At 52.7% G+C, this 19,777-nt stretch carries 14 protein-coding genes and 9 pseudogenes; 20 read left to right on the top strand and 3 right to left on the bottom strand.

Features of this window, described 5'->3' with window-relative positions:
• Window positions 1–205: 205 nt before the first annotated feature.
• The 20 genes and pseudogenes from msrP to glnB all read left to right on the top strand — a co-directional run bounded on the left by msrP (window position 206) and on the right by glnB (window position 16,731).
• A pseudogene (msrP, locus tag ACWWJF_RS04115) lies at window positions 206–1,223 on the top strand (protein-methionine-sulfoxide reductase catalytic subunit MsrP).
• The gene (msrQ, locus tag ACWWJF_RS04110; protein ID WP_455868749.1) at window positions 1,224–1,823 is read left to right on the top strand and encodes a protein-methionine-sulfoxide reductase heme-binding subunit MsrQ; all 600 of its coding nucleotides are present in this window, start codon (window positions 1,224–1,226) and stop codon (window positions 1,821–1,823) included.
• Between the two features lie 230 nt (window positions 1,824–2,053).
• Window positions 2,054–2,506, top strand: coding sequence for a type II 3-dehydroquinate dehydratase (aroQ, locus tag ACWWJF_RS04105; RefSeq protein WP_455868748.1), 453 nt, complete (start codon window positions 2,054–2,056; stop codon window positions 2,504–2,506).
• A gap of 38 nt (window positions 2,507–2,544) precedes the next feature.
• Entirely contained in the window at window positions 2,545–3,015 is a 471-nt protein-coding gene (accB, locus tag ACWWJF_RS04100; protein ID WP_455868747.1) for an acetyl-CoA carboxylase biotin carboxyl carrier protein, read from the top strand.
• A gap of 47 nt (window positions 3,016–3,062) precedes the next feature.
• On the top strand, window positions 3,063–4,406 hold the full coding sequence (gene accC / locus ACWWJF_RS04095; RefSeq protein ID WP_455868746.1) for an acetyl-CoA carboxylase biotin carboxylase subunit: 1,344 nt from the start codon (window positions 3,063–3,065) through the stop codon (window positions 4,404–4,406).
• A 76-nt stretch (window positions 4,407–4,482) separates the two neighbouring features.
• A complete protein-coding gene (locus ACWWJF_RS04090) occupies window positions 4,483–4,725 on the top strand; it encodes a YhdT family protein (RefSeq protein WP_455870919.1) in 243 nt (80 codons plus the stop codon).
• Entirely contained in the window at window positions 4,715–6,166 is a 1,452-nt protein-coding gene (gene panF, locus ACWWJF_RS04085) for a sodium/pantothenate symporter (protein ID WP_455868745.1), read from the top strand. Before ACWWJF_RS04090 ends, panF begins: the two co-directional genes overlap by 11 nt.
• Before the next feature lie 17 nt (window positions 6,167–6,183).
• Window positions 6,184–7,065, top strand: coding sequence for a 50S ribosomal protein L11 methyltransferase (prmA, locus tag ACWWJF_RS04080; RefSeq protein ID WP_455868744.1), 882 nt, complete (start codon window positions 6,184–6,186; stop codon window positions 7,063–7,065).
• 356 nt (window positions 7,066–7,421) lie between these two features.
• Window positions 7,422–8,387 carry a tRNA dihydrouridine synthase DusB gene (gene dusB, locus ACWWJF_RS04075; protein WP_455868743.1) on the top strand — a complete coding sequence of 322 codons (966 nt, stop codon included), beginning with the start codon at window positions 7,422–7,424 and terminating at the stop codon, window positions 8,385–8,387.
• Window positions 8,388–8,410: 23 nt separating this feature from the next.
• A complete protein-coding gene (fis, locus tag ACWWJF_RS04070) occupies window positions 8,411–8,707 on the top strand; it encodes a DNA-binding transcriptional regulator Fis (protein ID WP_012883002.1) in 297 nt (98 codons plus the stop codon).
• A gap of 127 nt (window positions 8,708–8,834) precedes the next feature.
• Window positions 8,835–9,839 carry an IS110 family RNA-guided transposase gene (locus ACWWJF_RS04065; RefSeq protein WP_455868742.1) on the top strand — a complete coding sequence of 335 codons (1,005 nt, stop codon included), beginning with the start codon at window positions 8,835–8,837 and terminating at the stop codon, window positions 9,837–9,839.
• 461 nt (window positions 9,840–10,300) lie between these two features.
• Window positions 10,301–10,995 (top strand): IS1 family transposase gene (locus tag ACWWJF_RS04060; RefSeq protein WP_455868741.1). Its coding sequence is split into 2 segments (ribosomal slippage): window positions 10,301–10,541 and window positions 10,541–10,995, totalling 696 coding nucleotides; the frame shifts between segments, so codons are not numbered across the junction.
• 69 nt (window positions 10,996–11,064) lie between these two features.
• Window positions 11,065–12,013: pseudogene (locus tag ACWWJF_RS04055) on the top strand (zinc-binding alcohol dehydrogenase family protein).
• 240 nt (window positions 12,014–12,253) lie between these two features.
• Window positions 12,254–12,457 (top strand): annotated as a pseudogene (locus tag ACWWJF_RS04050) (transposase); the annotation flags it as partial.
• A 105-nt stretch (window positions 12,458–12,562) separates the two neighbouring features.
• Window positions 12,563–12,940 (top strand): annotated as a pseudogene (locus ACWWJF_RS04045) (helix-turn-helix domain-containing protein); the annotation flags it as partial.
• Between the two features lie 73 nt (window positions 12,941–13,013).
• Window positions 13,014–14,182 (top strand): IS3 family transposase gene (locus tag ACWWJF_RS04040; RefSeq protein ID WP_455868740.1). Its coding sequence is split into 2 segments (ribosomal slippage): window positions 13,014–13,269 and window positions 13,269–14,182, totalling 1,170 coding nucleotides; the frame shifts between segments, so codons are not numbered across the junction.
• Between the two features lie 8 nt (window positions 14,183–14,190).
• Window positions 14,191–15,435: pseudogene (locus ACWWJF_RS04035) on the top strand (IS4 family transposase); the annotation flags it as partial.
• A gap of 8 nt (window positions 15,436–15,443) precedes the next feature.
• A pseudogene (locus ACWWJF_RS04030) lies at window positions 15,444–15,539 on the top strand (sigma 54-interacting transcriptional regulator); the annotation flags it as partial.
• 177 nt (window positions 15,540–15,716) lie between these two features.
• Window positions 15,717–16,289: pseudogene (qseF, locus tag ACWWJF_RS04025) on the top strand (two-component system response regulator QseF/GlrR); the annotation flags it as partial.
• A 103-nt stretch (window positions 16,290–16,392) separates the two neighbouring features.
• Window positions 16,393–16,731 carry a nitrogen regulatory protein P-II gene (glnB, locus tag ACWWJF_RS04020; protein ID WP_195315181.1) on the top strand — a complete coding sequence of 113 codons (339 nt, stop codon included), beginning with the start codon at window positions 16,393–16,395 and terminating at the stop codon, window positions 16,729–16,731.
• Between the two features lie 46 nt (window positions 16,732–16,777).
• On the opposite strand, the pseudogene ACWWJF_RS04015 reads toward glnB, so the two are convergent.
• From ACWWJF_RS04015 to ACWWJF_RS04005, 3 genes and pseudogenes are all read right to left on the bottom strand, one after another.
• A pseudogene (locus ACWWJF_RS04015) lies at window positions 16,778–17,406 on the bottom strand (pectinesterase family protein); the annotation flags it as partial.
• 31 nt (window positions 17,407–17,437) lie between these two features.
• Window positions 17,438–18,344 (bottom strand): annotated as a pseudogene (locus tag ACWWJF_RS04010) (IS5 family transposase).
• Window positions 18,337–19,668: an IS4 family transposase gene (locus tag ACWWJF_RS04005; RefSeq protein WP_455868739.1), complete on the bottom strand. Its 1,332-nt coding sequence runs from the start codon at window positions 19,666–19,668 to the stop codon at window positions 18,337–18,339. Before ACWWJF_RS04005 ends, ACWWJF_RS04010 begins: the two are co-directional and overlap by 8 nt.
• Window positions 19,669–19,777: the final 109 nt, after the last annotated feature.

The following is a 19,777-nucleotide window of genomic DNA, read 5'->3' as shown; positions in this document are numbered from 1 at the left end:
AATATAGACACTAAAGGATTTTCCCTGACTTTTCCTCTCTGGTCACAATCACATCGCGATCGTGACGTGAGCGCAACCGATAACCACCGACAGTTTCCCCTTCAGGCGAGTGGTGCAACGCTCTGCAATGAACTCTTTTTTGCTCGTGCCGTCCTATCTTCCATACTTACTGTACGCAGTCGTCGTAACCCATGGAGACATCATCATGTCTGACTCTCATCGTCAACGCCAACCGAGCGCCGCCGACGTTACCCCTGAGGGGATTTTTCACCAGCGCCGCGCCGTGATGAAAGCGCTGGGTATCGCCGCCGCCTCACTGAGCCTGCCGCTTAGCGCACAGGCGGATGTGCTGGACTGGCTCACCGGCGGCGGCAAAAAAAAAACCGACAGCACCGCCACCCACGCCGCTCAGCTTCACACCGGAATCCAATGCGCCAGCGTCACTCACGCTGACGCCCGAGGACAAGGTTACCGGCTATAACAACTTCTATGAATTCGGACTGGATAAAGCCGACCCGGCTGCCAATGCTGGCGGGTTGCGCACGGAAGGTTGGAAGATACAAATAGAAGGGGAAATCGCCAGACCCGTCACGCTGGATATCGATGACATTATCAAGCGCTTTCCGCTGGAAGAGCGCATCTATCGCTTTCGCTGTGTCGAGGCATGGTCAATGGTGATTCCCTGGGTGGGATTTCCCTTGGCGAAACTGATTCAGTTCTTAGAGCCGACCAGCGCCGCGCGCTATGTTGCCTTTCAAACCCTGCACGAGCCCGAACAGATGCCAGGGCAGAAAGATCGCTTTCTCGGTGGCGGGCTTGACTATCCTTATGTAGAAGGCTTAACCATGGAAGAGGCGCTACATCCTTTGACTCTGCTGGAGCTGGGGGTTTACGGCAAAACCTTGCCACCACAGAACGGCGCCCCCATCCGTCTGGTGACACCGTGGAAGTACGGGTTCAAGAACATCAAGTCCATCGTGAAAATCCACTTTACGCGCGAAAGACCGCCCTCAACCTGGAATCTGGCTGCACCGGATGAATATGGTTTTTATGCCAATGTGAACCCGGATGTTGACCACCCGCGCTGGTCGCAGGCCAGCGAACGAGTGATTGGCGCAGGAGGATTGCTTAACGTTCAGCGCCAACCGACACTACTGTTTAATGGCTATGCCGAAAAGGTAGCACACCTGTATCGCGGCCTGAATCTGCGGGATAATTTCTAAATGCGTCTGACACTCCGCCAGATGTTCTGGCTGAAAATCGTCTTGCATGCTGCCGCAGGGTTACCGCTGCTGTGGCTGCTTTATGCCATTCAACAAGGGGCGTTGAGCGCCGATCCGGCTAAAGATATCCAGCATTTTACCGGACGAATGGCGCTAAAACTGCTGCTGGCAACGCTGATGGTGACACCGCTGGCGCGCTACGGCAAACAGCCGTTGTTGATCCGCTGCCGCCGCATGCTCGGCCTGTGGTGTCTTGCCTGGGCTACGCTGCATCTGACCAGCTATGCGTTGTTGGAGCTCGGGCTCGCCAACCTCGCCTTGTTGGGCCAGGAGTTGATTAACCGCCCTTATCTTACGCTGGGCGCACTCAGTTGGCTGCTCCTGCTAGCCTTGGCGGTAACCTCATTTCAGGCGGCACAACGTGCGCTTTGCAGTAACTGGCAGCGCTTACACAACCTTATCTATGTTATCGCGGTGCTCGCGCCCATTCATTATTTGTGGTCGGTAAAAATCTTATCGCCACAACCGATGATCTACGGGCTAAGTGCGCTGATCTTGTTGGCGCTGCGTTACAAAAAGTTTCGCCAATGGTGGCGTTAATGCCGGGAAAGCGACTGTAGCGCAATGCCTCACGCGGCGGGGGTGTCAAAGCTATTTGCGGAGATAAGACCAGTATTTAGCTGCTAATTGCCACGATATGGTTATAATGCCCGACCTTATCGCCCGGTGAACAATTTACGTTGCCAAAAGGTGACAAACGATGTGCTTCGCGCTATGTTGTGCGACACGTTTTTCTACAAACTGGGTGTATCGCGGGAGATAGCGGCACAATGGCAGAGAGATTTCACATTTTGCTTTTGAACGGTCCCAACCTGAATCTGCTGGGAACCCGTGAGCCAGAGAAGTACGGCAGCACTACGCTTGCAGAGATCGTCAGCGGTCTGGAACATCAAGCGCAGGCGCTCAATGTACACTTCTCCCATGTCCAATCCAATGCTGAACATGTGCTGATTGATACTATTCATCAGGCACGCGGCAATACGGATTTTATTTTAATTAACCCGGCGGCATTTACCCACACCAGCGTTGCATTACGTGATGCGCTACTGGCCGTGGAAATTTCGTTTATTGAGATCCATCTGAGCAACGTGCACGCTCGCGAGCCGTTCCGTCATCACTCTTACTTGTCCGATGTGGCGGTGGGTGTGATTTGCGGCCTGGGCGCGGATGGATATGGCTATGCGTTACAGACGGCGGTAAAACGCCTGTCCACGTCAAACTAAATAAACCCATTTCAACAAATGAGTACGGAACCACATCCATGGATATTCGTAAAATCAAGAAACTGATCGAACTGGTTGAAGAATCCGGCATCGCCGAACTGGAAATTTCAGAAGGTGAAGAATCAGTACGTATCAGTCGTGCCCCTGCTGCACCGAGCTACCCGATGATGCAGCAAGCCTATGCGCCCATGATGCAGCAACCGGCCCCTGCGCTGGCAACCGCCGTGGCCCCGGCCCCGGAAGCAGCTGTTGCCGCTGCGCCTGCGGCCCTTAGCGGTCACACCGTGCGCTCTCCCATGGTTGGTACGTTCTACCGTACCCCAAGCCCGGATGCCAAGGCATTCGTTGAAGTGGGGCAACATGTTAACGTCGGCGATACCTTGTGCATCGTTGAAGCCATGAAAATGATGAACCAAATCGAAGCCGATAAAGCAGGCGTGGTGAAAGCCGTGCTGGTTGAAAACGGCCAACCGGTTGAGTTTGATGAGCCTTTGGTTGTCATTGAATAACCGGTTGTCATTGAATAACCGGTTGTCATCGAATAACGAGGCTTACCATGCTAGATAAAATCGTTATCGCGAACCGCGGAGAGATTGCGCTGCGTATTTTGCGCGCCTGTAAAGAACTGGGCATCAAAACCGTTGCCGTTCACTCCAGCGCCGACCGCGATCTGAAACATGTGCTGCTGGCCGATGAGACCGTGTGTATCGGCCCGGCTCCGTCGACCAAAAGCTACCTGAATATCCCGGCGATCATTTCCGCCGCGGAAATCACCGGTGCCGTGGCCATTCACCCCGGCTACGGCTTTTTGTCCGAAAATGCGGATTTTGCCGAGCAGGTCGAGCGTTCTGGCTTTATCTTCATTGGCCCACGCGCAGACACCATCCGCCTGATGGGTGACAAAGTCTCTGCCATTTCTGCCATGAAGAAAGCGGGCGTACCGTGCGTACCAGGTTCTGACGGCCCTCTGTGCGACGACATGGACAAGAACCGCGCCTTTGGCAAACGCATCGGCTACCCGGTGATTATCAAAGCCTCTGGCGGCGGCGGCGGTCGCGGCATGCGCGTGGTGCGCAGCGAGAAAGATCTGGAACAATCCATCCTCATGACCCGTGCGGAAGCGAAAGCCGCTTTCAATAACGACATGGTGTATATGGAAAAATACCTGGAAAACCCGCGTCACGTGGAAATTCAGGTATTGGCTGACGGTCAGGGCAACGCTATCTATCTGGCGGAACGCGACTGCTCCATGCAGCGTCGTCACCAGAAAGTGGTGGAGGAAGCGCCTGCACCGGGCATCACGGCAGATTTGCGTCGCTACATCGGCGATCGCTGCGCTAAAGCCTGTGTGGATATCGGCTATCGCGGTGCCGGTACGTTTGAATTCCTGTTTGAAAACGGTGAGTTCTACTTTATCGAGATGAACACCCGTATTCAGGTTGAGCATCCGGTAACGGAGATGATCACTGGCGTCGATCTGATTAAAGAGCAGCTGCGCATCGCTGCTGGTCAACCGTTGTCGATCAAACAGGAAGAGGTCAACGTGCGCGGTCATGCGGTGGAATGCCGTATCAACGCCGAAGATCCCAACACCTTCCTGCCAAGTCCGGGCAAGATCACCCGTTTCCACGCACCGGGCGGTTTTGGCGTACGCTGGGAATCGCACATTTACGCAGGCTATACCGTGCCGCCGTACTACGATTCCATGATCGGCAAGTTGATCACTTACGGTGAAAGTCGCGATATCGCGATTTCCCGAATGAAAAACGCTTTGGCGGAACTGATCATTGATGGTATTAAAACCAACATTGAGTTGCAGTTGAAGATTATGAACGACGAGAACTTCCAGCACGGTGGAACCAATATCCACTATCTGGAGAAAAAGCTCGGTCTGCAATAATCTGCATCGTACAAGCGTATAAAGGCAAGCCATGCTGGCCTTTTTGCATGTTGGTACCGCTTTACAGGGAAAAACCATGGACAAACGTTTCCCCCAAGCGCACAAAGAGGCGCGATGGGCACTGTTCTTGACGCTATTTTACCTCGTAGGCTGGGTAGTCACCGCCTACGTGCCTGACAACACAGCCGGGTTGACCGGGCTGCCGCGCTGGTTTGAGTTCTCCTGCCTGCTGCTGCCGCTGGTGTTTATCATGCTGTGCTGGCTGATGACGCACCTGGTATTTCGCGATATTCCGTTAGGAGACGACGATGCACAATGATGTGATTCTGCCGCTGGTCGTCTACCTGATGCTGGTGTTTGGGTTGTCGATTTACGCCTATCTGCACCGCCGCGAGGGCAATTTCCTCAACGAGTACTTCCTTGGTAGCCGCTCAATGGGTGGGTTTGTGCTCGCCATGACGCTGATTGGCACCTATGTTAGCGCCAGTTCGTTTATCGGTGGGCCAGGTGCTGCCTATAAATACGGTCTGGGCTGGGTACTATTGGCGGTGATCCAGGTGCCAACCATGCTGCTTTCTCTCGGCATTCTAGGGAAAAAATTCGCCATTCTGGCACGACGCTACAACGCCATTACGCTGAACGATATGCTGTATGCACGTTACGGCAGTCGCCTGCTGGTATGGTTTGCCAGCCTGAGCCTGCTGGTGGCCTTTATCGGGGCAATGGCAGTGCAGTTTATCGGGGGCGCTCGCCTGCTGGAAACTGCCGCTAACGTGCCCTACGACGTTGGCCTGCTGATTTTCGGCGTCACGATAGCGCTTTACACCACCTTCGGCGGTTTTCGCGCCAGCGTGCTCAATGATGCGATGCAGGGTGTGGTGATGCTGATCGGCACAGTATTGCTACTGGTGGCGATTATCTCTGCCGCTGGCGGACTGGGCAGCGCGGTAGAAACGCTGCGTCAGATCGATCCGGCCTTGGTAGACCCGCACGGCAGCGGCCAGACGCTCACCTTCCCGTTTATGGCCTCATTCTGGGTATTGGTGTGCTTCGGCGTCATCGGCCTGCCTAACACCGCCGTACGCTGCATCTCTTACAAAGATAGCAAAGCGCTGCATCGCGGCATCATTATCGGCACCATCGTCATCACCGTGCTGATGCTGGGTATGCATCTGGCCGGCGCGCTGGGACGCGCTATTATGCCTAACCTGACCATTCCCGATCAGGTGCTGCCGGAACTGATGGTGAAAGTGCTGCCGCCGCTGGCAGCGGGCATCTTCCTCGCCGCGCCCATGTCCGCCATTATGGCCAACATCAATGCACACCTGCTGCAAGCGTCTGCCACCATTATCAAAGATCTGTATCTGAGCGTAAAACCGCACCAAGCACAGAATGAACGCCATATCAAATGGCTCTCCAGCGCCACCACGCTGCTGCTCGGCGTACTGACGCTGCTGGCCTCCTGGCGACCGCCTGAAATGATTATCTGGCTCAATCTGCTGGCGTTTGGCGGCCTGGAAGCGGTATTCCTGTGGCCACTGGTGCTCGGACTTTATTGGGAACGCGCCAATGCGACCGGCGCGCTCAGCGCCATGATGGTTGGTGCCTTATGCTATACCCTACTTGCCACCTTTAAGCTGAATCTGGCGGGCTTTCACCCGATTGTCCCCGCCCTTTCGTTCAGCCTGCTGGCATTTCTTATTGGTAACCGTTTTGGCAGCAACCCTACGCCAAACGCTGCCGCAACACTTTCACATTAACGGGAACAGAGGCTGCTATGCCGTGGATTCAACTCAAAATCAATACGACGGGCGCGCAGGCTGAACAACTGGGTGATGCGCTTATCGAGAGCGGTGCGGTGTCCGTCACCTTTCAGGACACCCACGATACGCCAGTATTTGAGCCGCTGCCGGGTGAAACCCGTTTATGGGGCGATACCGATGTGATTGGGCTGTACGACGCCGAAACAGAGATGCCGGACGTGATTGCCCAACTGGAGCAGGAACCGCTACTGGGTGCAGGTTTTCGCCATAAAATCGAGCAGTTGGAAGATAAGGACTGGGAACAGGAGTGGATGGACAACTTCCACCCGATGCAGTTTGGCAAACGCCTGTGGATATGTCCGAGCTGGCGTGACATCCCCGATCCGAATGTCGTTAACGTGATGCTGGATCCCGGTCTGGCCTTTGGTACCGGCACGCACCCCACCACCTCCCTGTGCCTGCAATGGCTCGACAGTCTGGATTTGGCGGGCAAGACGGTTATCGATTTTGGCTGCGGGTCTGGTATTTTGGCGATCGCGGCATTGAAACTGGGTGCCGCACAGGCGATTGGCATCGATATCGATCCTCAGGCCATTCAAGCCAGCCGTGATAACGCACAGCGTAACGGCGTCTCAGAGCGTTTGGCGCTCTATCTGCCGAAAGACCAGCCCAATGACCTCTCTGCCGACGTCGTGGTCGCCAATATCCTTGCAGGCCCACTGCGCGAGCTGTCACCGCTGATTAGCACACTGCCCAAGGCGGGAGGACATTTAGGATTATCAGGCATTCTGGCTTCACAGGCAGAAAACGTGGCAGCAGCTTACACCGACCTGTTCGACCTCGACCCGACCGTTGAGAAAGAAGAGTGGTGCCGCATTACGGGCGTCAAGCGCTAAACGTTATGGCGAGTGCCCTTAGCCGTTTCACGGTGGTTGGCGGCACTCGTCAGGCATTGAGATAAAGCCATTGCGCGAGAAACCACCCTTTATTGCGCATGAAAACGCCACCGGGCGCGGCCTGTTCAGGCATTTGCGTACTGTTGCGTAGAAATGTTTGATCGTACAATGGTTGGACCAATGAGTGATTTTTCTTATAACATGCTGTAATAAAAAGACAATTATAAAATTTAATTGTGCGAGGACACATTTCCTTGATCTGTTCCGCTCAATTGCTCAAAGTTTGGCCTTTCATCTGGCGTAAAAAATGCGTAATATACGCGCCCTTGCAGACACAGTATGGTCACTCTTTGTCTATGCACATTGGACAATTTCAGCTAGCTAATCGATTGATCGCCGCCCCCATGGCTGGCGTCAGCGATCGCCCTTTCAGGACGCTCTGTCATGACATGGGGGCTGGGATGACGGTCTCCGAAATGCTCTCCTCCAATCTGGAGGTATGGCGTTCGGATAAGTCGCGTCTGCGCATGGTACACAGCGATGAACCTGGGATCCGCTCCGTGCAGATTGCCGGAAGCGACCCTGATCAGATGGCTGCGGCAGCCAGAATCAACACCGATTTCGGCGCGCAAATCATTGATATCAACATGGGGTGTCCTGCAAAGAAGGTAAACCTCAAGATGGCGGGTTCTGCGCTGTTGCAGTATCCGGATTTGGTAAAACAAATCCTCTCCGCCGTGGTTAAGGCGGTGAACGTACCGGTCACGCTGAAAATTCGTACTGGCTGGGCACCGGAGCACCGTAACTGTGTAGACATTGCCAGACTGGCCGAAGCCTGTGGTATCCAGGCGCTTACCGTACATGGCCGCACGCGTGCGTGCCTGTTCAACGGTGAGGCAGAATACGACAGCATTCGGGCGGTTAAGCAGGCCGTTTCCATTCCCGTTATCGCGAATGGCGACATTACAAGCCCGCATAAAGCCAGAGCGGTTCTTGATTACACCGGGGCAGATGCCCTGATGATAGGACGGGCTGCTCAGGGAAGACCCTGGATCTTTCGGGAAATCCAGCATTATCTGGACACGGGGGAGCAACTGGCACCGATGCCGTTGGCAGAAGTGAAGCGTTTGCTCTTCAAGCACATACGGGAATTGCACGACTTTTATGGTCCGGGCAAGGGATTCCGTATTGCTCGTAAGCACGTCTCCTGGTATCTCCAGGAGAACGCCCCCAATGACCAGTTTAGGCGCACATTCAACGCCATTGAGGATGCCAGCGAACAGCTGGAGGCGTTGGAGGCATATTTTGAAAATCTTGCGTAAACAGAAAAAGAGCTGACAGAACTATGTTCGAACAACGCGTGAATTCTGACGTACTGACCGTTTCTACCGTAAACTCTCAGGCTCAGGTAACCCAAAAACCCCTGCGCGACTCGGTTAAACAGGCACTGAAGAACTATTTCGCTCAACTTAACGGTCAGGATGTGAATGACCTGTATGAGCTGGTATTGGCTGAAGTTGAACAGCCACTGTTGGACATGGTGATGCAGTACACCCGTGGTAACCAGACCCGCGCGGCACTAATGATGGGTATCAACCGCGGTACGCTGCGCAAGAAATTGAAAAAATACGGTATGAACTGATACTGGTTCATTACCGTTGGTTTTTTAGAAAAACGCTTGCCAGAAATGGCAGGCGCTTAATGAGATGGTCACCCCCACTCTGTGAGCGGTACGCTGGTAGGGTGTTTTTCTTTCAGGAGAGGCCATCATGGAAAACGTTACTCTTATTGGTATCGATCTCGGTAAACATTCTTTTCATATTCATTGCCAGGATAAGTCAGGTAAAGCGCTTCTGCGTAAGAAGTTTACGCGCACAAAGCTAATGCAGTTTTTGGCGACGTGCCCGTCCTCGGTTGTTGTTATGGAAGCTTGTGCCGGTGCACACTTTATGGCGCGGCGTATCAATGATAGCGGCCATGAAGCAAAACTTATCTCTCCGCAATTTGTGCGCCCGTTTGTCAAGGGCAATAAAAATGATTTTGTTGATGCAGAGGCGATATGTGAAGCCGCATCCCGGCCGTCAATGCGTTTTGTTCAGCCGAAAACGGAGGTTCAGCAGGGGATGCGAGCACTGCATCGGGTCAGGGAATCTCTTATCAGAGATAAAGTAAAAACCACTAACCAGATCCACGGTTTTCTGCTGGAGTTTGGGATAAGCCTGCCAATCGGCGAGGCGGTAATAAAGCGACTGTCTCTGGTGCTGGCTGAGCACGAAATCCCCGCATACCTGAGCCGTCTGCTGATGAAGTTACATGCCCACTATCTTTACCTTGTCGAGCAAATAACAGCGCTGGAATCAGAATTAAATCAGTCAATCAAAGCTGATGATACTGCACAGCGAATTATGACAATTCCAGGCGTCGGCCCGATTACTGCCAGCTTACTTTCATCACAGTTCGGCGATGGAAAACAATTTTCATGTAGCAGGGATTTTGCGGCTTCCACAGGGCTTGTACCGCGACAATACAGCACAGGAGGCAAACCGACTCTGCTGGGGATAAGCAAACGAGGTGATAAAAATTTACGCAAACTTCTGGTTCAATGTGCCCGCTCGTTCATGATGCGACTTGAATATCAGCAGGGCAGGCTTGCTGAATGGGTTCGGGGGCAACTCGATAACAAACATTCAAATATTGTTGCCTGTGCTCTGGCAAACAAACTGGCGCGAATAGCCTGGTCAATCACAACTAATCACAATGAATATCAGGCCTGATGTTATGTAGAACTAAATCAACAGACTGATTATTAAGTAATTAAACAGTAGTTACCTATCTGGTTTTGCGAAGACTGATTATTGATGACATGAACGGCATATCGGCCTGCTGAAAAACCTGACGACAAAAATGGCTCACTGAAGCCGAGGCCTTTTCAGGTTCACCAGGCGCGGAACTCATCGAGGCGCGGGCATCTCGCCCACAGAGACGCCGGATAGATTGAAGCAAGCCCACCATTAGTCAAAAATCAGTGTTGCAAAAATGGGGGTGACCATAGATTTTGTTATACAGCGATCTGTTTAATGAGGTTCTGAAATAGCTCAGCGGTTCACTGACGCTTTTGCGTTGTTCTACCATGTTTGCCATCCATTGAAATCGCCTTAAACCTGGACGGCGGATAAGGGTAATGCCTTCAAATAGTTGGCTTTTGTGATATTCTGCCGCTATTTGAGGTTTCCACGTGGTTACTGTTTTTGTTCATTTCCCTCGCTGCCATTCAGATAAAGTTTATCGACATGGCCTTAGTCCAACTAAGCGCGAACGCTTCCGGTGTCAGTGCTGTCGCCGTGTATTCCAGCTTACCTACCGCTATGAAGCGCGAAAGCCGGGAGTCAAAAAGCAGATCGTTGATATGGCCTTCAACGGTGCCGGTGTTCGCGATACCGCCAGAACGTTGAAAATCGGCATCAATACGGTCATCCGGGCTTTAAAAAGCTCTCGCCCCGCAGGATAACGTCTTCTCCCGTTGCTCACGCCGACGTCGCCCTTATCTGTGAACTTGATGAGCAATGGAGCTTCGTTGGCAGTCAGGCGCTACAGCACTGGCTCTGGTACGCTTACAATACCAAAACGGGCGGTGTTTTGGCCTACACTTTTGGCCCCCGAACCGATGAGACCTGCCGTGAATTGCTGGCTCTGTTGACATCGTTCAACATCGGAATGATTACCAGTGACAACTGGGGCAGCTATGCAAGAGAGGTTCCGAAGCAGAAACATCTGACTGGCAAGATCTTCACGCAACGCATAGAGCGCAATAACCTGACGCTCCGTACCCGCATTAAACGACTGGCGCGTAAAACGATTTGCTTCTCGCGCTCCATCGAGATCCACGAAAAAGTCATCGGAGCCTTCATCGAAAAACACATGTTCTACTAATTGGAGTCATTACCCTTGGTTTTAGGAAAAGATAAATGCACCAGGGGAAATTGATGTAGAGAATAAAAAATGAAAAGTCTTATATGCCGACAGCCCACACAATTCGAATATAAAGAACGACCGGTGCCAACACCAGTGGAAAACGAAGTATTATTAAAAGTCAAAACGGTCGGCATATGCGGCACCGACATTCATGCCTGGGCGGGGAAACAGCCTTTTTTTAATTATCCTCGCGTGCTCGGTCATGAAATTTGTGGTGACGTTGTTGCCATCGGGAATAATGTCACCCGTTTTCATATTGGGCAACAGGCGGCCGTTATTCCTTATCTCTCTTGTAACGCGTGCAGCGCCTGTTTAAATCATCGTCCGAATTGCTGTGAAAATATCTCGGTTATCGGCGTACATCAGGATGGCGGCATGGTGGAATATATCGCCGTGCCGGAAAGTAACGTACTGCTGGCAGAAGGCATTGACCCAGCTGCGGCGGCGCTGATTGAACCCTTTGCCATCAGCGCTCACGCAATCCGTCGCGGCCATTGGCCTGGCGGACGGTCTGAATATCGCACTGGCCGATAACCAAGCAGAACGGCGGGCGCATACCCATAACCTGCTGGGCATACCGGTACTGGACCCGGCATCCCCCCAGTTTGAGCAACAACTTCGTGCCAACTTCCAGGGAGAACTGCCCAATAAAGTGATTGATGCCACCGGAAATGAAATCGCGATGAATAACAGCGTTAATCTTATTCGCCACGGTGGACAAGTTATTTTTGTTGGTTTATTTAAAGGAAACATCTCCTTTTCCGATCCTGATTTTCATAAAAAAGAGACAACCATGAAAGGAAGCCGGAATGCCACCCATGAGGATTTTGCTAAAGTGGCAAGATTGATGAGTGAAGGAAAAATCAGTGCGGGAATGATGTTAAGCCATCGATTTGACTTTTCATCCCTCGCGGCGATTTATGAAACTGAAATAGTTAATAATAAAAATCTGTTGAAGGCTGTCGTGGAGTTTTAATCTCACTCCGCGAAATCATTGGACGAATGCCTTACCCTACAAAAAATAATGAGGTTGCTATGAAAATAAAATTACTGCCCTTATTGTTTTGCTGTGAGTTTTGCCGTAACAGGAATCGCTGGTGCACAGGCTCAAACCAAAGAACTGCGTTTTTCCTGGTGGGGAGGCTTTGTTGAATAAATAGAAAATTTGGTTAATCATCGGATCAGATCACCATAGTTGTTTCAACATCAGGTCTCCATGGCAAAACAAAATTTTAAAATCACTAACTGGCCCCCCTATAACAAGGCCCTCAAGCAGCGCGGTTCTCTAACCGTATGGCTAGATGAATCAGCCATTGCTGCATGGACGGAAAAAACGACTACTGAACGGCGTGGACGACCTCTCCACTACTCAGATATGGCCATCACCACAGTCCTGATGATGAAACGCGTGTTTGGCCTAATGTGTATTAGTCGCGACTTGATCTGACACTGGACCTTGAAAGGTTGAGAGTTACCGGTTTTGATATGGGTGTCGAATCCTTATACAAAACACGAGGTAACTCTCATGCTTCATACTAACAATCCCATCATCAAACACAAAGCCGGCCTGCTCAATCTCGCCGAAGAACTCGGTAACGTATCAAAAGCCTGTAAAATCATGGGTGTGTCACGCGACACGTTTTATCGCTATCAGGAACTGGCGGCAGAAGGCGGCATTGACGCTCTGGTTAACCAAAACCGCCGGGTTCCCAACCTGAAAAACCGTGCTGATGAAGCCACTGAATGTGCGGTTGTTGATTACGCCATTGAGTTCCCAGCTCATGGCCAGCACCGGACCAGTAATGAGCTGCGTAAAAAAGGCGTCTTCATTTCTGGCAGCGGTGTGCGCTCCATCTGGCAACGACACGATCTGGAAAACTTTCGTAAGCGCCTAAAGGCACTTTGTAGTGGCACACTGATACTGGCCACCTGAGCGGAGGTGATATGCTCACCTCATCAACACGACAGGTGACCTCATGGGTAAACATTTTACGGCGGAATTTAAGCTCGAAGCCGCAAAGCTGGTTGTCGACCACGGCTACACATACGTTAAGGCCGCAGAGGCGGTTAATGTCAGCCATTCTGCCATTAGTCGCTGGGTCAATAAGCTTCGCCTTGAACGACAGGGAAAAACGCCAACGGGACTTCCTCTTACCCCTGAACAGCTCGAGCTGCGTGAGATGAAGAAAAAAGTCCAATGCCTTGAAATGGAGAACGAAATCCTAAAAAAGGCTACGGCGCTCTTAATGTCGGACTCACTCAACGGTTCACGGTAGTCGACAGGCTGAGGGCGCGATACCCGGTCACGGCGTTGTGCCAAACTTTTGAGGTACATCGCAGCAGCTACAGGCACTGGCAGGCTTCCGCTAATGAACCCGACGGTGAGCGCGTGGTTAAGTGTAGCCGCGTCATGGAAGCCTGGAACGCCAGCGGCGGCTCTGCCGGCGCTCGAAGTATCGCGACCATCGTCACCGGCAGCTCCGGTGTCAAAATGGGGCGCTGGCTGGCTGGCAAGCTGATGAAGGAGCTGGGTATCGCCAGCTGCCAGCGACCGGCTCACAAATACAAACGCGGCGGCAATGAACACGTTGAAATACCGAACTATCTCAACCGCCAGTTCGCGGTTACCGCGCCGGATCAGGTCTGGTGCGGCGATGTGACCTACATCTGGACGGGCAAATGCTGCGCTTACCTTGCGGTGGTGCTAGACCTGTTCGCCCGCAAACCGGTGGGCTGGGCCATGTCGACGTCGCCGGACTCGGCGCTGACAGTTAAAGCGTTGCAGATGGCCTGGGAACTCCGGGGACAACCAACAGGAGTCATGTTCCACAGCGACCAGGGCAGCCACTATACCAGCCGTCAATACCGGCAAGCCCTGTGGCGCTGCCGGATAAAGCAGAGTATGAGTCGGCGGGGTAACTGCTGGGATAATGCGCCAATGGAGCGGTTCTTCCGCAGCCTGAAGACAGAATGGGTGCCGACAAAGGGTTACAACAGCTTCAGCGAAGCCCAGGACGCGATTATCCGCTACATCACGGGGTATTACAGCGCTATCCGGCCTCACTGGTATAACGGCGGCTTAACTCCAAACGAATCTGAGCGACTGTTCTACATACAGTCTAATGCGGTGGCCAATATTAGTTGACCACTACACTTTTGATACGGCTGGCTGAGAATCCGCAAGCCAGCATTCCGCATGCGTGCCTCGGATGGCCTGAGACGCTGGGTGCTTACCGCTTCATGGAGAACCAAGCATTCGAATGGCGAGACATTCTGCAACCTCACTGGCAGCGTACGCAGGAAAGGATCCGAGAACACGAGGTTGTGCTGTGTATCCAAGACACTACCGAGCTTGACTTCAACGGGCAGCAAATCCAAGGCTTGGGTCCCTTGAACTACGAAGCCAGGCGTGGTCTGTACCTGCATCCGACCTACGCGGTCAGTCCGGATCGCGTGGGGTTGGGCGTACTGGATGCGTGGATGTGGGCAAGAGAGCCGAAGGATGCAGACGGAAAACGCGATGGGCTCAAGGAGAGTACGCGCTGGCTCGAGGGATACGAGCGAGTTGCTGAACTCGCCTCGGAGTTGCCAAACACACGTCTGGTGTACTTAGCCGATCGCGAAGCGGATATCAAGGCGTTGATGCAGCTCGCTGATGACCTTGGCACTCCGGCTGACTGGTTGATCCGCTCGACTCATAATCGCAGTCTGGACTGTAATGAGAAGCTTTGGCAGAAGGTTGGAAAGACCGTGCCGGTGGGAGAAATCCAATTCGTTATGGCGGCTCGCGCGGGGCAGAAGGCGCGTACGGTGAAACAGGCGCTGCGCGTGAAGCGAGTGTCGCTGCGTTGCGGGTTGGCAGTGACTTGTGTGATAGCCAAGGAAATTGAGCCGCCAGCAGGCGTGAAGCCGGTCGAGTGGCGGTTGCTGAGCAATCGCGTACCTGAAGGACGAGAAGATATCGTGGAGCTGATCGACTGGTATCGGGCTAGATGGAAAATCGAGATGTTCTTCAATGTGCTGAAGAACGGCTGCTGTGTCGAAGCGTTACAGTTATCGACCGTGGATCGCATTGAGCGGGCATTGGCGCTGTTCATGATCGTGGCATGGCGCATCGCCTATTTAATGCGTATGGGACGAACCTGTCCAGAGCTGGACGCAATGTTGTTCTTTGATTCCGACGAGACTCATGGAGCTTACCTACTGATGAACAAGCGTATGCCCAAGGGCCGCCCTAAGCTAAACGAAGTATTGCGCTTAGTTGCGCAACTGGGAGGCTTTCTTGCTCGAAAAGGCGACGGTGAACCAGGCGCAAAAACTATCAGGAAAGGCTTGCAGAAAGTCATGACGGCCGCCGAAACGCTACGCGCGCTCAGGCACGAACAGAGATGTGTATAACGAGGTGGTTTCAGGCGGCTGAAGGGGGCACGTTGTTCCTTGACGAAATCGGCGATATGCCGCTGTCTTTACAGGTCAAACTGCTGCGTGTATTGCAGGAACGTAAGGTCATATCGTTATACACATCTTTCTAACGCACTGTTTAATCAATGAGTTACGGGTTTATCTCAGAGTGGCATTTTGAACCTCAAAAAGCCAATGGGATGGCTTGAATGCCTTAATTCACGGGGTTCTGAGCATCCTGTTCAAAAAATGGCCAAAAGATGTGTATAACGATATGACGTAAGGTGCGTCCATTGGGCAGCAATCGGGATATCGATATCAATGTGCGCATTCTTTCCGCCACGCACCGCGATTTGCCGGTCGCCATGGGAAAAGGCGAATTTCGTGAAGATCTCTACTACCGTTTAAATGTCGTGACCATGAAATTGCCCGCACTGCATGAACGGGCCGAGGATATTCCGCTGCTGGCAAATCATCTGCTGCGTGAAGCGGCCAATCGGCATAAGCCGTTCGTTCGCAGTTTTTTCAGTGATGCAATGAAACGCTTGATGACGGCGAGTTGGCCCGGTAATGTGCGTCAACTGGTGAATGTGATTGAACGCTGCGTGGCGTTGACCAGTGCGCCAGTAATTAACGATGCGCTGGTAGAACAAGCGTTAGAAGGCGAGAATACCGCGTTGCCGACCTTTGTGGAGGCACGTCACCAGTTTGAGCTGAACTATTTACGTAAGTTGCTGCAAATTGCCAAAGGCAACGTGACGCAGGCGGCCAGAATGGCGGGGCGTAATCGCACCGAATTCTATAAATTGCTTGGACGTCACGAATTGGATGCCAACGATTTTAAAGAGTGACAACGCGTTTGACGTTGTTACACCTGACGTTATCGTTTCACTGAATATTTGTTACTGATGCCCGACTGCGGTCGAAGAGAAACAGGTTCACAAAGGTTATTTCATGAAAAAAATAGATGCGATTATCAAACCGTTCAAATTGGACGACGTACGTGAAGCGTTAGCCGAAGTGGGTATCACCGGCATGACTGTCACGGAAGTAAAAGGATTCGGGCGCCAGAAGGGCCATACCGAACTGTATCGCGGTGCAGAATATATGGTGGATTTTCTGCCCAAGGTAAAAATCGAGTTGGTGGTTGCCGATGACATCGTCGATACCTGTGTCGAAACCATCATTCAGACCGCCCAGACCGGCAAAATTGGTGACGGCAAGATTTTCGTGTTTGATGTGGCACGCGTGGTGCGTATCCGTACTGGCGAAGAAGACGAAGCGGCTATCTGATGCTTTAGCCACGATCCTCGCCGAGCGAGGATCGTGGAATGTCCTGTCAAGGTGCGGTGGGTGTCCAGCCCGCTAGAACCTTGTCCTTAGTGTATTCTGCGGCCTGCTCTGCGGTGAGCTGACGCCGTCCGTCGTTTTTTCTGCACCCGCACCGGTTGAGTGGTATTCGAAGAAACGCGAATCCAGCGGCTGGAACCAGATTTTCTCGCCTTTGATATCTTTGCCGGACATTTTGTCCCAGCCATAGATCACATCGTCCATCTCGGTGTTGATAAACACTGTTTGTCCGATAGCGTTAGGGTCGGCATAGCGGCCATCAGGGAAGGTGGTCGTCGGATGCCAGGGGCGACCAAGCGCATAGCTTTTCGCAGGGACATTACTGCCTTCCTTGAACACCCGGCTGTTAGTAATCACCAGACCGTACTTCTGGTTGATATCAGTGCTGGGAGCGGTCAGGTAGCCATAGGATTCATCGCCGGGATTTACGCGCGTGCGGGCCACGATATCGCAATCATCAAACAGCGCTGTGCCGTTACCGAAAATAAAGTCCACGGTGCCGCTGATACGGCATTTATCAAAGAAACTGCGACCCCTTTTGACATACAGCGTGTCTTGATAACCTACCAGGCTGACATCGTGGAAGTAGGCACGATCGGGCTTTGTTGAATAAATCAGAACTTGTAACGACTGTGCCCCAGGTCGATTGTTACCTGATGCGAATACTGTTCGGCATTCCTAATAGCGTGATCCGGTTAAGCGCTTTGACCATCGCCATGGCTTCACCCACCTGAGCATCGTAGTCACGCAGACTTAGATGACCACCCAGAAGCGTTTTGAACCGGAACATGGCCGTTTCAGCCACTGAGCGTCGGTGATAGCCCACTTTCTTTTTCCAGGTATCGTTGCTGCCGCTCAGGCGCTGATTTGCAACAGCGTGGTTACGCTCGTGGTAGTGGTCCGACCAATATTGCGCCCCCCTTCGCGGCGGGATAAGCGGCCTTATTTTCTTCCGCAGCAGCAGAGCATCATGGCAGTAACCTGTATCGTAAGCGCCGTCAGCCGATGCCTCTCTGATTTTCCGATGGGTCTGGTTTATCAGTGCCGGTAAGAGCCTGGGCATCAGTCGTACCACTGAGCGACAAATCCGCACAGATAATCTCATGCGTCGCACTGTCTACTGCCAGATGCAGCTTACGCCACACCCTGCGTCTGTCGGCACCATGCTGCCGGACTTTCCATTCGCCTTCGCCAAAGACCTTCAGGCCGGTTCCATCAATGACCAGATGTGAGATTTCACCACGGGTTGGCGTTTTTATGCTGATGTTCACTGTCTTTGCTCGCTTGCTGAGCAGCGAATACTCTGGACAATGCAGCGACAATTTAATCAGTTTAAAAATCGAGTCAACAAAACCCTGTAAAGCCCTCAATGAAAGGCCAAACACGCGTTTCATCATCAGGACTGTGGTAATGTCCATATCTGAGTAGTGGAGCGGTCGTCCACGCCGTTCAGTAGTCGTTTTTTCCGTCCATGCAGCAATGGCTGATTCATCTAGCCATACGGTTAGAGAACCGCGCTGCTTGAGGGCCTTGTTGTAGGACACCTCGTTATACACATCTCTGTTCGTGCCTGAGCGCGCGTAGCGTTTCGGCGGCCGTCATGACTTTCTGCAAGCCTTTCCAGATAGTTTTTGTGCCTGGTTCACCGTCGCCTTTTCGAGCAAGAAAGCCTCCGAGTTGCGCAACTAAGCGCAATACTTCGTTTAGCTTAGGGCGGCCCTTGGGCATACGCTTGTTCATCAGTAGGTAAGCGCCATGAGTCTCGTCGGAATCAAAGAACAACATTGCGTCTAGCTCTGGACAGGTTCGTCCCATACGCATTAAATAGGCGATGCGCCATGCCACGATCATGAACAGCGCCAATGCCCGCTCAATGCGATCCACGGTCGATAACTGTAACGCTTCGACACAGCAGCCGTTCTTCAGCACATTGAAGAACATCTCGATTTCCCATCTAGCCCGATACCAGTCGATCAGCTCCACGATATCTTCTCGTCCTTCAGGTACGCGATTGCTCAGCAACCGCCACTCGACCGGCTTCACGCCTGCTGGCGGCTCAATTTCCTTGGCTATCACACAAGTCACTGCCAACCCGCAACGCAGCGACACTCGCTTCACGCGCAGCGCCTGTTTCACCGTACGCGCCTTCTGCCCCGCGCGAGCCGCCATAACGAATTGGATTTCTCCCACCGGCACGGTCTTTCCAACCTTCTGCCAAAGCTTCTCATTACAGTCCAGACTGCGATTATGAGTCGAGCGGATCAACCAGTCAGCCGGAGTGCCAAGGTCATCAGCGAGCTGCATCAACGCCTTGATATCCGCTTCGCGATCGGCTAAGTACACCAGACGTGTGTTTGGCAACTCCGAGGCGAGTTCAGCAACTCGCTCGTATCCCTCGAGCCAGCGCGTACTCTCCTTGATCCCATCGCGTTTTCCGTCTGCATCCTTCGGCTCTCTTGCCCACATCCACGCATCCAGTACGCCCAACCCCACGCGATCCGGACTGACCGCGTAGGTCGGATGCAGATACAGACCACGCCTGGCTTCGTAGTTCAAGGGACCCAAGCCTTGGATTTGCTGCCCGTTGAAGTCAAGCTCGGTAGTGTCTTGGATACACAGCACAACCTCGTGTTCTCGGATCCTTTCCTGCGTACGCTGCCAGTGAGGTTGCAGAATGTCTCGCCATTCGAATGCTTGGTTCTCCATGAAGCGGTAAGCACCCAGCGTCTCAGACCATCCGAGGCACGCATGCGGAATGCTGGCTTGCGGATTCTCAGCCAGCCGTATCAAAAGCCCTTTGGCACGCTTATTGAGCCTCGTGTCACCAAGATTTACCCCTTCCAGTTCTTGGTGTGCCCAGCCATCTGAATCCCGTGTCATTTTTCAGCGCCGTAAATGGCGATAGTACACGTCGGTTTCACTTCATTTACAACCCCACTGGCTGCCTATTTCAGCCCGCTAACCCTTGGCATATAAGGCGTTGCGGACT

Source organism: Symbiopectobacterium sp. Eva_TO (assembly GCF_053848865.1).
Note: the sequence above shows the minus strand (reverse complement) of the source record. Positions and strands in the feature narration are given on the sequence as shown.

Excerpts from the sequence above, each read along its gene's own strand:
- aroQ (WP_455868748.1), top strand. The coding sequence starts at position 2,054 with ATGGCAGAGAGATTTCACATTTTGCTTTTGAACGGTCCCAACCTGAAT.
- accC (WP_455868746.1), top strand. The coding sequence starts at position 3,063 with ATGCTAGATAAAATCGTTATCGCGAACCGCGGAGAGATTGCGCTGCGT.
- ACWWJF_RS04005 (WP_455868739.1), bottom strand. The coding sequence starts at position 19,668 with ATGACACGGGATTCAGATGGCTGGGCACACCAAGAACTGGAAGGGGTA.
- prmA (WP_455868744.1), top strand. The coding sequence starts at position 6,184 with ATGCCGTGGATTCAACTCAAAATCAATACGACGGGCGCGCAGGCTGAA.
- accB (WP_455868747.1), top strand. The coding sequence starts at position 2,545 with ATGGATATTCGTAAAATCAAGAAACTGATCGAACTGGTTGAAGAATCC.
- panF (WP_455868745.1), top strand. The coding sequence starts at position 4,715 with ATGCACAATGATGTGATTCTGCCGCTGGTCGTCTACCTGATGCTGGTG.
- ACWWJF_RS04065 (WP_455868742.1), top strand. The coding sequence starts at position 8,835 with ATGGAAAACGTTACTCTTATTGGTATCGATCTCGGTAAACATTCTTTT.
- msrQ (WP_455868749.1), top strand. The coding sequence starts at position 1,224 with ATGCGTCTGACACTCCGCCAGATGTTCTGGCTGAAAATCGTCTTGCAT.
- dusB (WP_455868743.1), top strand. The coding sequence starts at position 7,422 with ATGCACATTGGACAATTTCAGCTAGCTAATCGATTGATCGCCGCCCCC.
- glnB (WP_195315181.1), top strand. The coding sequence starts at position 16,393 with ATGAAAAAAATAGATGCGATTATCAAACCGTTCAAATTGGACGACGTA.
- fis (WP_012883002.1), top strand. The coding sequence starts at position 8,411 with ATGTTCGAACAACGCGTGAATTCTGACGTACTGACCGTTTCTACCGTA.
- ACWWJF_RS04090 (WP_455870919.1), top strand. The coding sequence starts at position 4,483 with ATGGACAAACGTTTCCCCCAAGCGCACAAAGAGGCGCGATGGGCACTG.